This window comes from Parabacteroides sp. AM17-47, from assembly GCF_003434625.1.
GTDB lineage: Bacteria > Bacteroidota > Bacteroidia > Bacteroidales > Tannerellaceae > Parabacteroides > Parabacteroides distasonis.
In genome coordinates this window covers 49,783-61,491 of sequence record NZ_QTLI01000023.1, presented here as the reverse complement: position 1 = coordinate 61,491, position 11,709 = coordinate 49,783, and the positions used below count along the sequence as shown (strand labels likewise).

Annotated in this window: 13 protein-coding genes; 10 read left to right on the top strand and 3 right to left on the bottom strand. The window is 39.0% G+C overall.

The genetic code is table 11. The features are described from left to right. Positions 1 to 167 precede the first annotated feature (167 nt). The 10 genes from DW205_RS17700 (at position 168) to DW205_RS17660 (ending at position 6,502) form a co-directional block, all read left to right on the top strand. On the top strand, positions 168 to 464 hold the full coding sequence (locus DW205_RS17700) for a nucleotidyltransferase family protein (protein WP_005865085.1): 297 nt from the start codon (positions 168 to 170) through the stop codon (positions 462 to 464). Beyond that, a complete protein-coding gene (locus tag DW205_RS17695; RefSeq protein WP_044548218.1) occupies positions 448 to 789 on the top strand; it encodes a DUF86 domain-containing protein in 342 nt (113 codons plus the stop codon). The genes DW205_RS17700 and DW205_RS17695 overlap by 17 nt, the downstream gene beginning before the upstream one ends. Before the next feature lie 608 nt (positions 790 to 1,397). Next, positions 1,398 to 1,790, top strand: a complete 393-nt coding sequence (locus DW205_RS17690; RefSeq protein ID WP_121963130.1) for a hypothetical protein — start codon at positions 1,398 to 1,400, stop codon at positions 1,788 to 1,790. A gap of 323 nt (positions 1,791 to 2,113) precedes the next feature. Further along, positions 2,114 to 2,566, top strand: a complete 453-nt coding sequence (locus DW205_RS17685; protein ID WP_147326767.1) for a hypothetical protein — start codon at positions 2,114 to 2,116, stop codon at positions 2,564 to 2,566. Continuing rightward, entirely contained in the window at positions 2,560 to 2,955 is a 396-nt protein-coding gene (locus tag DW205_RS17680; RefSeq protein WP_121963128.1) for a hypothetical protein, read from the top strand. Before DW205_RS17685 ends, DW205_RS17680 begins: the two co-directional genes overlap by 7 nt. Before the next feature lie 255 nt (positions 2,956 to 3,210). Further along, the gene (locus DW205_RS22355) at positions 3,211 to 3,354 is read left to right on the top strand and encodes a hypothetical protein (protein ID WP_199565865.1); all 144 of its coding nucleotides are present in this window, start codon (positions 3,211 to 3,213) and stop codon (positions 3,352 to 3,354) included. Positions 3,355 to 3,374: 20 nt separating this feature from the next. Continuing rightward, positions 3,375 to 4,499, top strand: coding sequence for a hypothetical protein (locus DW205_RS17675; protein WP_121963127.1), 1,125 nt, complete (start codon positions 3,375 to 3,377; stop codon positions 4,497 to 4,499). Then, positions 4,496 to 5,521: a radical SAM protein gene (locus DW205_RS17670; protein ID WP_121963126.1), complete on the top strand. Its 1,026-nt coding sequence runs from the start codon at positions 4,496 to 4,498 to the stop codon at positions 5,519 to 5,521. The genes DW205_RS17675 and DW205_RS17670 overlap by 4 nt, the downstream gene beginning before the upstream one ends. Before the next feature lie 61 nt (positions 5,522 to 5,582). Next, positions 5,583 to 5,885, top strand: coding sequence for a hypothetical protein (locus DW205_RS17665; protein WP_121963125.1), 303 nt, complete (start codon positions 5,583 to 5,585; stop codon positions 5,883 to 5,885). Positions 5,886 to 5,902: 17 nt separating this feature from the next. After that, complete coding sequence (locus tag DW205_RS17660; RefSeq protein WP_121963124.1) at positions 5,903 to 6,502, top strand: hypothetical protein; 600 nt, start codon at positions 5,903 to 5,905, stop codon at positions 6,500 to 6,502. Positions 6,503 to 6,611: 109 nt separating this feature from the next. Here the strand turns inward: DW205_RS17660 and DW205_RS17655 are convergent, their stop codons facing one another. The 3 genes from DW205_RS17655 to DW205_RS17645 form a co-directional block, all read right to left on the bottom strand. Next, positions 6,612 to 7,775: a site-specific integrase gene (locus DW205_RS17655; protein WP_121963123.1), complete on the bottom strand. Its 1,164-nt coding sequence runs from the start codon at positions 7,773 to 7,775 to the stop codon at positions 6,612 to 6,614. Positions 7,776 to 8,094: 319 nt separating this feature from the next. Then, positions 8,095 to 9,174: an acyltransferase gene (locus DW205_RS17650; protein ID WP_005863786.1), complete on the bottom strand. Its 1,080-nt coding sequence runs from the start codon at positions 9,172 to 9,174 to the stop codon at positions 8,095 to 8,097. 137 nt (positions 9,175 to 9,311) lie between these two features. Continuing rightward, entirely contained in the window at positions 9,312 to 11,696 is a 2,385-nt protein-coding gene (locus tag DW205_RS17645) for a hypothetical protein (RefSeq protein WP_005863788.1), read from the bottom strand. Positions 11,697 to 11,709 lie beyond the last annotated feature (13 nt).

Sequence of the window (11,709 nt, the reverse complement as noted above, 5' to 3'; positions counted from 1 at the left end):
CTGTCAAATAAATTTAGAGAGGTGGGGGATATTTCCGGGGAGGTGGTATCTCTCGCTTCTTTTGTTTTTAGAGGATATTGTTCTGTAAATGATTTTCCAAAAAAGAATCACGATAAAACGGAATTTAGAAAATGTTCGTTATATTTGCGTGAGGTAATCACTAAAAGATGAAACAACAGATAATTAATAAGCTAAGAGGCTTTTTCTCTTTGCAACCAATAGAGAAAGCATGGGTGTTTGGTTCCTGTTCACGTGGAGAGGAGACGAAGGATAGCGATATTGATATTCTGGTTCGTTTTGACTCCCACGCTCGTATTACATTATTCAAGTATGCTGGTATGGTGGAAGCTCTAAGCCAATTGTTGCATCGTAAGGTTGATTTGGTGGAGGAAGGACAATTGAAGGATTTTGCCGTTTCTTCTGTAGATCGGGATAAAATATTGGTATATGAGAGAGAAGCCTAAAGACAATACACGTCTACGGCATATGCTGGAGGCGATAAATAATGTCATTGAGTTCACGACAGATGTGACTTTTGAGGAGTATTCCAGAAACAAGATATTGCGTTTTGCGGTCATCAAGAATTTGGAGATTGTGGGGGAGGCTGCTTATTTGATTACAAAGGAATTTCGGGAGGAACATCAGGAGATCGCATGGAATGAGGTCATAGGCATGCGCCATGTGTTGGTGCATGGGTATTATCAGATTCGGGATGAGATAGTGTGGGGAACCATTCAAACAGATCTATTTCCGCTTAAGGATAAGATAGAACGGTTGCTCTGTAAATAACTCAATGTATTGTTTTAGAAAATAACCCTTTATTGGGGGGTATATCAAATAAATTTAGAGAGGTGGGGGATATTTCCGAGGAGGTGGTATCTTTCGCCTCTCTCATTTTTAATGCGATCACTATCAACCAAGTTGCCAATCTCGTACTTTTCGGCAAACTGCTATACGATAGTGCATGTTGGCGTATAAGGCGTTTTTAAGCCCGTTTTAGGCTATATAACCCCGCCCCTATATTCCTCTCATGTGTTTTCTTGAAATGTTTTGTGAGTAGCTTTAAATAAGATTCTCTGCGATTTTCTTTGCCCTTTGTTTTATATGTAATACATTTGCGATGTATTGAAAATAACGTAGAAGCGTTAAGATATTATCTCACATTTGGAATCTGGACAATTTCATCGAGCGGGATAATAGCCAAGATGCTCCTGCGCTTATGTCGTTATATATTTCCTTTACGGGAGAACTATATACGCTCATAAAGCGTGGGGCTATTGTATATTATCGTTCGATGGGCAGTCCAGAGCCTCAAATGTGATAATATCAATAGTCCCCACGCTTTTTTATTTAGAAATCACCGAACGAAGGGGGCAGGGAGGGCTAATTTTATATTTATGGAATCTAAAAAGGTTATAGTCTTAAAACGAAAAAATCTGTTGTTCGCTTTGTTCTCTTTTCTTACAGCCTTTCTTATTGTATTTGTGGTTGATTTTGTTGGAGGTACGTTGCAATATATTCCAGTGACATCAGCTGAAGGGCGTTATCAATTTGATAGTAGAGTTAGTTCTATTCATTATTCAACACCTTTTGGCTGTTCTATAAGAACAAGTGGTGTTCAGTATACTGTTGGAGATCTTATAAATGGGAGAGAGAATAAGGTGACTGAGATAAAATTGTATTGTACTTTTGAAAGCTTAAAAGAAGATTACATAGTTATTGTAGTTATATCTTTTATTATGATTATGATAAGATTTATTTTCATAAAAGTGAGTCTTAAATTAGTATAGCAAATATAGCATTCTCTATGCTAATAGCAGTTAAAGAAATTTGGTGTCGATTTATGAGTCAAGTGAAATTCATGGATTATATCCGGTGCATACGTCTATTTCACTAGTAGGGTACAGGCCATAATCATTAGTGCTTAGTATCTACACTTATAGTCTAGGTCTATAGTGGCATTCAGTAATACTGATACTATATATACTGGATATTTCCGTTGATTCGCTTTATTAAGTAGGGATACAAGTCATGATGTATCTTTAGAGAATCTAAATAATGATGATTATCAATTAGTTGAATGTTGTATATTATTAAAAATGATAAAATGTATATGGAACAAATAAAGGTAGATTTAGCAATAAATAAGAATATATATGTAGTAGATAACATACCATTTATCTATTTGTTTAAAAAGAAAGTTTTGATTTTGGTTGTTATGTTTTTTTGTGTTGGGACAACAACAGGAATAGCCCAAAGTTATAATCCTTATAACATGAACTTGTTGTATCAGGGAGCAGCGATATTGCAGGCTAGGATAGATGCGAACAAAGATAAAGTAAATGATAAAGTAAATGATGTGTTTGATACAATAGATGATGTTGAGATAGCTATTGGAGGATTTAATGAAGCTCAGAAGAAAGAATTGAATAAGTTTTATGAGACTGTGGAAAGGACAAAAGTTAATTATTCAGATAATGACGAGATTAGAGAACTCTTGTCCTGGTTGGATAGCTGGAAAAGGCATTTCAGATCATGGGCTAAATCGCAGAGAAGGAGATGGTGATAAGAAAAGCTATATCACTATTAATTGTTATATTGGTAACATTAGCCGCTGCTGCTGAGACGATACACATATCTCCTCAATATTGGTGTAAAAATGCAGATATTGATCCTAGAGCTTATAATAACTGGGAAGCGACATACGGTATTGTAGATATAACAATCAATGCAGAAAGGTCATATGTGGAGTTGAGGATAGGTGATAAATATCATATATTCAATGTGTTATCGGTGGATCAAATAGCTAAATATACCAATGAAACAGTTTGGGCAATAAAAGCCCTAAATGAGAGTGGAGAAAAAATGGTTTTTCAGCTAAGGGTAACTAGTAATAGATTGAAGGTTTTTATGATAAGTAGAAGAGGAACTATGGGCTTTTTAGAAGAGAATTAAGCATGGAACTTTTAGAAATCTGATGTAATGTGTATTTTTAGATGATCGTTATTTGTCTGACAATAATCAAATAGGAGGGGGATGTGACCTTTACTTTTGGTATCGCTCTTGTTTTATTACAAAATGGAGCGATATCAATAAGTAAAATGAATGAAAGAATGAATATATAGATGTGATAATTAATCTATTAGATCCTTTATGGAAAAGTAAGGGGGATGATAAATAAAATGTATAATACAAAAAGTGTATTTACTTATGGCTTTATATGGCGTGGATCGGGGCGGCACCAAAGGAGGAGGCTGCGAGCGGGTGCGGAAGGCGGCGGTGGGGACACCAGCCCCCATTTTCTCTTTGGTACTTTGGGGTGAGAGTTTACATATGTCTTATTTCTTTTATTAACAATCTAAAAACATGGAATAATGTATATCGAATATAAAAGTGAAGATGAAAGAAAAAGAGATTATAGGGAATGGTGGCGTAAGCTAGCAGAAACTCCAGAGGTCGATAATGGTGGAGAGTGGCTGGAAACAATACTGCATGAGCATGAGAAGGAATTGAAGGAACAACCAAGTCTGGAACGTGAAAACCTTATTGTCCGCTTGAAACAAATGGCGGGGGATGACATTGGTTCAATAATAGAGACAAGAAGATCTGAGGGAGCCATGTGCTACAGCCCGGCCGCACCAGATATGCTTTATTCTTTCATATGTCCTAAATGTGGTCGGGAGGTAAAAGTTCAGACCTATGGATATGAATACGAGCATGATATTGAGATTATGCAAGAGATCATTTATGAGATGGTAGATTTAGGGTATGACGTGAAGGTGAGAAGGGTGTGCTCTGTTTGCAGTCAGAGAGAGAAAAAAGCGACAGGGATTGATTTACTATTCTATATTCGCTTTAAGGGTATGCAAACGTATCATGTGGCATTGGCCTCTATTGAGAAACTTAGGATAGTTTTAGCTTTTCTTAAAGGAGAGTATGGGTACGATGAGTTTATCATAGAGGACCTGCTCGTTATAGAGGAAATGACAGGTATCTGGTTATGCCCTAAATGCTGGAAAGAAATGGTGAGCATGGAGCATCTGAATCAGATAGATTTTGATTATATAAAAGATGCTATAGAGTTGATAAATATTGAGTTAGGAGGCTGGACCGATAAATGTCATATAATGGCGATGATGTTATGTTCCGCTTGCTGTCAAACGGGGGTTGACATGTATCTTTTTGTATATATTTCTGGAAGTGATAAATATAATATGATACCGGCCTCAATAGAAGAGCTTAAAGCTTTCCTTGCTCTGTGGGAGAAAGTAAGAATGAGCCATGATTACATATCATTGGGAGATTTAAAAGATGCACTTTATCTTATTCAATATCTTAAGGATAGTATGGGAAAAATAGATTTTCATCCTAAAGATTCTAGGAAAGGATACATGGAGGGACGGTTAGATAGGGAGTTCTCTTATCCCAAGGATGACAGTTGTATACGTTTTGTGGAACATTTGGATTTCTTGAAGAAAATAGTAGGCATAGAATCATGAGGAATCGGGTTATAAGATTACCAAGAAATGCGGTGTTGGAGGTTACATACCAATGTAATCACCGATGTCTCTTTTGTTCCTGTCCTTGGTATGCTCCCGAGGGGAAATATCCCAAAGGTGAGGAACTGGATTTACAAGCGTGGAAAGAGGTGGTAGATAGATTGTATGACAAGGGCGTGGAGGTTTTCTCTATCTCCGGAGGTGAGGCCTTGCTAAAGGATTGCCTACCTCAAATACTTGAGTACATCCATATACAGAGTGGTAAGAGAAACAAGTATCCGGGGATTACCTTGATCTCAAATGGACGTTTCATGACGAATGAGTATCTTCGGCTTTTCCAACGTTACCATGTGAACTTAGCGATGAGTTTACCGGGGTATGCTACGTTTAAGGATCATACCGGGGTTGATAATGCGGATGGAGTATTGGGTTGGTTCAGGGAAGCGAAAAGACTAAGGCTTAGAACGACGGTTAATATTACGGTGACAAGAATAAATTATGACGAGTTATTCGAAACGATAGCTTTAGGGTTATTGAATGGGGCCTCATCAGTCTTGTTAAACCGTTTTTTACCCGGGGGACGAGGCTTGCTGTATCGCCATAAGCTTGAGTTGAGCAGGGAGCAATTGAATGGAATGCTTGATACGGCGGAAGAGGTCTTATCGTATAGGAAATGTTATGGATATGTAGGGACGGAGTTCCCGAGGTGCCTCATCAAGGATATCAATAAATATCGTTACCTGGGGATTGGGACTCAATGCGCTGCCGCCAAGGGATTCTTTGCGATAGATCCGAGCGGACAGATCCGGACGTGTAATCATTCCCCAAGGATTGTCGGGCATGTTTTAGAGGGGGAAATGATAACAGACAATGCGTATTGGAATCTGTTTGCTCAAAGCGACTATCATCCGGCTTATTGCGCGAATTGTTCTGATATCGGTGTGTGTGATTGCGGCTGTCGTGAGGTCTCTAATATCTTGAATGGTACGCCTAAAGGCCTAGATCCTTGCGTGGCTCAGTAACATATTTATGGTGATGAAAACATGTGAAGAAAAAAGAGTTGATGATGGATATTAGTTTGGTATGAAAACAAGTAAATGCTTTGATCGTGCTTCTTGTAGCTGGGATTGTAAACCTCGAATCACGGGTTTAATACATGATCCGGTTGAGGAATCAGAAGCCTATTTATCCATAGAGAAGGAGTTGGAGGAAAAGCTACGATCTTACTTCTCTGATAAAAAAATTGATTCTGGTAGCTGGTTTCGTACCCCGGTCTCATGCTTCGAGTATTGGCAAGCGATGAGACGTTTTTTATGGGAGGACTATCGAATAGAGTGGAGATCCCCGGTTGAATTGAATCCTACTATATTCAAGAATGACCTATAATCGGTAAAAAAGGAGATATGGAAGATTTTTTAACCTTCTTATTCGTTTGTATTGTTGGTGGGGTGGTTGGATTACCGGCCTTCATAATCCTTCTATTCTGGGCAAGGCCGGAGCGATGGACGTTTAAGTCTTTTTGTCTTTGGTTGGCTACTTGGGTCTCATGGGGATGTTGTCCGCCTTTGTACGTGTGGGTTGAGCGGAGATGGCAGCGGGCGAGTTGGAAAAGATGTTCTTATGCGCTGTTATCTCCTATCTCTCTTATTAGCTTAATATATGTTTGCTCGTTTGTATCAGATATTGTCAATAAGCCGGATGGAAACCGGATGGAGATCTCATACAAGGTGGGTGTAGGATTGCCAGCGTACGAGGTTATAGATCGCACCTATGGAAAAAAGTCGTTCACTTTGGACTATATGGATCGGATAGATATTAAGTTTGAACCGGGTCGTGAAACGGAGAGATTCTATTGGTGGATGAAGATGAATCCCCCGGCTCATTGGAGCGTGTCGGAGGACGGTAGTTTTTACTTTAATGAGATTTCAGAAGATGGAACCTTCTTCACAATGCGTATAGATTCCCAAAAGGGTACGGCACGTATAGAATATGGAGCGTGGTAGATAACTGGGGTTCGATTGTTGGGGGAAGGCCCTGTGCCTGTGGACGACAGCGAGAGTCCTTTTCCCCTTATTTATGGTGTTTGGGTATTATAAGATTTATAGATGTAAATTATACATTGATTTTACCTATTGCTTCCATTGCTTCTTTTTTTGAATTATCAAGAACTTCTGTATAAATTTCTGTAACTGTTATACTTTGGTGTCCTAGTAGTTTAGATACAGTATAAATATCTACTTTCTTTGCAATAGCAAGAACGGCAAATGTATGGCGTGAACAATGGAATGTAAGATGTTTGTTTATTCCAGCTTTTTCAGCCCATTTAGGCAATATCTCATTACTTCTACCTAAAGTTATTAATCCAGAAAATACTAGATCTTCCATTGAGGCATTTCCTTGCTCTGGTAGCCATTTCCTAATATTTTCGTTAAGAGGTATATCTACTGGATCATTTGTCTTTTCTTGGACTAAAGAAATGCATTCTATGCCATTTTTAATAACTCCTATATTACCCCATTTCATTTGTTTAATGTCACAATGCCTTAAGCCTGTTAGACAGCCGATCATGAAAGCTCGTTTTAATAATTCATTTGGATGCTCAGTTCCTGCGAATCTCCTTAATTCATCTTCTGTGAGAAATTCCCGTTTTGGGGCTTTTTCTGCCGATGGACGGTATTTCTTTTTTATAGATAAAATAGGGTTCAATGGTATTATGTCATCACTTACAGCCTCATCCAAAACCATTTTGAGACATTTAAAGTACATGGCTTGACTATTCTTGCTTAGCTTTCTTCCTTTGTTTCTTTGGGTGTGTTCTATTTGAGCATCTTCTAAATACTCAATAAAGTCCATGATGTAATATTTATCTACTTTTCCTATTTGTATATCAGTTCCTTTACTCCGCTCTAGATGATATACAAGGGAGTTGAGATTCTGTTGGGTGGATTTTCCTTTGGTTTCTGCAAAGCTTCGGATATAGTCACGTAGTAATATTTTGGAACTTTCTTTTTGATTGCTTAGCCCGTGAATGGTTGTGTTTAGTTGAATGATCATTTGAGCCTTAATCGCTTCTGCTAAGTCCATATTCTTTCTGTTAATAGCTTTAGCCTTCTCATTTGTTTCTGGGACTAGATATAATTTAAGAAACTTATAGTTTCGTTTTCCGTTCTGGTAGATGTCCAAATAGATAGAAAGATTGCCATTCGCTAGTTTCTTGTATCTGATTTTAACTGGCTGTTTTTCTTTTGTGGAAAGTTCAGTTTTCTTCTTGCTCATTGTTATCAGTCTTTTGTTACCCGCTACAAAAATACAGAACAGGTAACAAATGAGTAACAAATTAAGGCTAAAAATAACATAAATAACGATAAGGAAGAGTAATAGAATAAACGTCTCTGTGTTCTTAATCTGTTGATTTATATGTTTTTATTTGTCATTTTTTTGCTTTTGTTTCTCATGCTTCTACCCTGCTTTTACAACACATTGTAATGCCATATTATTATCGTATTTTTTATTATCAATCTGTTATATAGTCGCCCCAAGCGACTTGTTTTGAGTTCGCAAAGATAATCAATTTTAGGCTGATACGGTTATTTTCTTAGGCTTTCTCTTCATGCTTAACCGGTTGCCTCATCGATTGTTTGCTTAATAATGTTTTAACGAGTTTGTTCATAGGCTTCTCGAAATAGTAGTAAGAAAGCAGGCTCAACAGGATTATGACACAAAATAGAAGCGGGATCGAGATGTACCAGTCTATATGAAAGTCGCTTTCTTTTTGCCATTTAGCATAAGAGAGCAGTACAAAAAGATGAATCAAATAGAAACTGTAACTGATTTCTCCGCCAATCACTAAGAGGCGGTTCGATAGGAGTCGTGAGACCATACCTTTTTGCAGGGAAAAACTTATTAGGATAAACGCGATGGGAATCCAGTAGTAGCAGGAGTATCGGTATACTTTGGGGATTTCAGCGGCATACAGATAGAAACTTAAGAATAATGCTATTGACGCGATCTCTATGATACTTCCTTGGCTGGAGGTGATGTTTTTAGTTTTCAAATGGTCGTATAATTGAAATAATAGCATCCCGGCTATAAAATCCGGAAGTCGGGTGATTGGATTAACATACCAATATCCTTTTATACTTTCCATAGGAGTAAAATACATACCGACAACGCTCAATATCGCGCAAATCAAGAAAGTGCTAAGTAACTTTCTATAGTCTTTCGTGAATGCTATAAGGAAAGGAAAACAAATATAGAAAAGCTGTTCACAACATAAACTCCACGAAGGACTGTTGAATGAAAAAAAGTAATTGTCTTTTGGTATATAGGCGTTTGTCAATGTGAGTGAGGCGAGGAAATGCTTGCACCAATCTATAGTTCCCGATGCTATTACATAGTTTCCTAAAGCGACGGCAATCAATAAGGTCAGCCAGTGTAAGGGATAAATACGGGCGATGCGTGCTACCCAAAAAGTGCGTTTGGTTATCTTATTCTCACTAAATTTCTTTTGATAATTGTACGCTATAATAAAACCGCTTAGCATGAAAAAGAAACTAACCCCTACAAATCCCTCCTTGAAAAAATGGATATCGAAGTGATTATCTATTACATAACAGTGCGCCCCAAAAACCATCATGGCGAATATAAATCGCAAAGATGTTAAAGTGTTAATCATAATTTCGTTACATTAAGTCTGTAAATGTAGGAAATTAATATGGAAATTTAGACAAGAGTATTTAAAACAATCTTTTGCTTTAATTATGGCATTACAAATATATTACAGTAATGCCATAATTAATTATTTTGATCTGGCTATATGAGTTCGATTGTATTCTTGATGCCAGTTAAATCAATTGATCCGGAGTTAGCGGGTATCTCTTTTCCATTTATCTTGATAGACTTACAGTTGACTGGTATGGTAAAATGTAGGTTCCACCCGTTTTCTGTACAAGAGATAACAAAAGATTTTTGTTGTCCGGATTTCTGGTAATCAATGCTTAACTGATTATTACCCACTAACAAATTATCAAGTTTGGCATACTCCCAGTCTTCCGGGATATCGGTCTTAATATTTATCTCTTTTTTATAAGCCATCGGGTCTACGCCGAATACGTAGTGTATTAATGGAATATTGTAGCCACTAACGTTCCAAGCTTGCACGAACATGCCGTAATCCGGAGAAACCTCATAAGTCGTTCCGGGTGTAGCGAAACTGAAATTATTCAGGATTTGCCGGATATATTTACGGGCACTCTCAAATCCCCTGTATTGGCACTCCGCTATCGCTAAGCTGGATGTCGCCCCTTGCATGATCGCCTCATTGTAATTGAAATCACCATTGAGGCGGTCGGCCACGGAACACTCCTCCAGCGTGATATCATCCGGTCGTGCGATACCTGCCACGTAAATACCGAACTTATTCGTAAAGAAAGATACCTCGTCCAACATTTGAAGAGCTTTATCCCGATCGGCAATGCCTTCCTTGATCGGTAAGAGGCAAGAAGCATTATAGAATACCGTAAAGCCTTTTTCCTTATGCTCCCCTTTCAATATCCGCTCTTTCAAGGCTGTTAGTTCCTTCCGTGCCCATTCATTTCGGTTGGGGATCACTCGCTCTTGAAGCGCCATATCGATCAATTGAACGGCTTTTTGCTGATCCGAGATAAAATCGGCAAAACGTTTCTCGGACGGACTCCACCAATCCTCGTTGATCTTTTCCTTCAATTGTTCCGCTTTAGAGGCGAAATCTTTCGATAAATCCGGTTCATTTAATACCGCTGCCGCTTGTGACATAACATCCAAGAATGTCTGGGTATGAACGGCTACGTCCAACATCTCGTCATTCAGTCCTTTGATCTCCACTCCTCCGGGGCCTTCCACGTATAAGTTATGGTTGGTATCGTGCTCCTGTAAAAACTCCCATACCTTTTTCCCATGCTCATAATAGGTTCTTAGGAAATCTATATTCCCGGTCCATTTGAATATTTCCCAAGTGGCGATGATAAACTCTTGGGATTCTTCCATACGCCCTTTATCATAGACCGCCCCGTTGGTAGAGAACTCGTGGACGATACGCCCTGTATTATTATTGAACTTGTCCGATACCTCCTTGATCATTTTCATGGAATTGTAGAATAAGCCCGGGTCACGGGTTCCGACTAGGGCCTTGAACGTGATGGATTGGTCATTACTAAAGAACCAAGGATAATCCGGAAGTCCGGCGCTCATGGCATTCCCTAAACCGGGGACATCACGAACCAACCAATCACTATTGTACTTACCCCATTGGTAGGCGGTCATAAGTAAAGTATCCGGTATGGTTATAGCGGCGGTACGGTCTATTTCCTCATACCGTAGTCTCTTTTGCTCATACAGGTCTTTTAGATTCTCTTTCGCTACCCGAAGGTTCTCTTGTATCTCGGTCTCGTTTTTCATGGAGCCGGAGATAAAGAAACGGATGTTCCTCACTTCGTTGGCCGCAAGGTTTAAACGGGGTGTATTAAGTTTCACGGAAATCCCTTGGCCTTGTACCGGGCTATTTCCCAAATCGTCGATCGATAAGCTATCTTGATCGGAAGTAACGCCGACGAACCAATTCTTTAAGCTGTCTTTAGCGAAAACCGTATTATGGATCAAACCGGTATATTGGTCTCTGGTATCCGTCATTCCACTACGTTCACCTAACCAGACCGGAGATAGATCGGTATCGGCGGTAAGTGATAAAAGGATTTCTTTCGGCTGATTCGTTTTATTACGGACTTGATACTCTACGGCCAATACCGGAAGGCTATCCGGAACAAAATCCGTACGTACAATTTCCAAATCATCGGCCCCGTCATATTTGAATTGGGTGGCTAACGGGTACGTGATAAAAGAATCGCATTTATCCAAAACGATGGATTTTGCCCCATCCTGTATGGATAAGGTAAAGCCGTCCAGTAACTTGATCGGATGTTGCCATATACCGCTCATCTCACCGGGTACGTGGAAACCTGCCGGCGGGAAATCTCCATACTGGTTACCGATGGAATATAAGTTATTTCCGGCGGTAACATATAAATAGTTCCCGTTTCCTTTCTTACCTTGGATATTAGGTAATTGACCAACCTCTTTCCCCAAGCTGAATGCTTGGGGAGCCTTAGGTGCGTTACAGCTAAGGAAAAGGGGGATGCTCGCTAATAATATACATAATTTCATGATCGAAGAATTT

Coding starts and splice junctions, on each gene's coding strand:
- DW205_RS17670 (WP_121963126.1), top strand. CDS start 4,496: ATGAGGAATCGGGTTATAAGATTACCAAGAAATGCGGTGTTGGAGGTT.
- DW205_RS17650 (WP_005863786.1), bottom strand. CDS start 9,174: ATGATTAACACTTTAACATCTTTGCGATTTATATTCGCCATGATGGTT.
- DW205_RS17690 (WP_121963130.1), top strand. CDS start 1,398: ATGGAATCTAAAAAGGTTATAGTCTTAAAACGAAAAAATCTGTTGTTC.
- DW205_RS17695 (WP_044548218.1), top strand. CDS start 448: ATGAGAGAGAAGCCTAAAGACAATACACGTCTACGGCATATGCTGGAG.
- DW205_RS17665 (WP_121963125.1), top strand. CDS start 5,583: ATGAAAACAAGTAAATGCTTTGATCGTGCTTCTTGTAGCTGGGATTGT.
- DW205_RS17700 (WP_005865085.1), top strand. CDS start 168: ATGAAACAACAGATAATTAATAAGCTAAGAGGCTTTTTCTCTTTGCAA.
- DW205_RS17660 (WP_121963124.1), top strand. CDS start 5,903: ATGGAAGATTTTTTAACCTTCTTATTCGTTTGTATTGTTGGTGGGGTG.
- DW205_RS17680 (WP_121963128.1), top strand. CDS start 2,560: ATGGTGATAAGAAAAGCTATATCACTATTAATTGTTATATTGGTAACA.
- DW205_RS17685 (WP_147326767.1), top strand. CDS start 2,114: ATGGAACAAATAAAGGTAGATTTAGCAATAAATAAGAATATATATGTA.
- DW205_RS22355 (WP_199565865.1), top strand. CDS start 3,211: ATGGCTTTATATGGCGTGGATCGGGGCGGCACCAAAGGAGGAGGCTGC.
- DW205_RS17645 (WP_005863788.1), bottom strand. CDS start 11,696: ATGAAATTATGTATATTATTAGCGAGCATCCCCCTTTTCCTTAGCTGT.
- DW205_RS17655 (WP_121963123.1), bottom strand. CDS start 7,775: ATGAGCAAGAAGAAAACTGAACTTTCCACAAAAGAAAAACAGCCAGTT.
- DW205_RS17675 (WP_121963127.1), top strand. CDS start 3,375: ATGTATATCGAATATAAAAGTGAAGATGAAAGAAAAAGAGATTATAGG.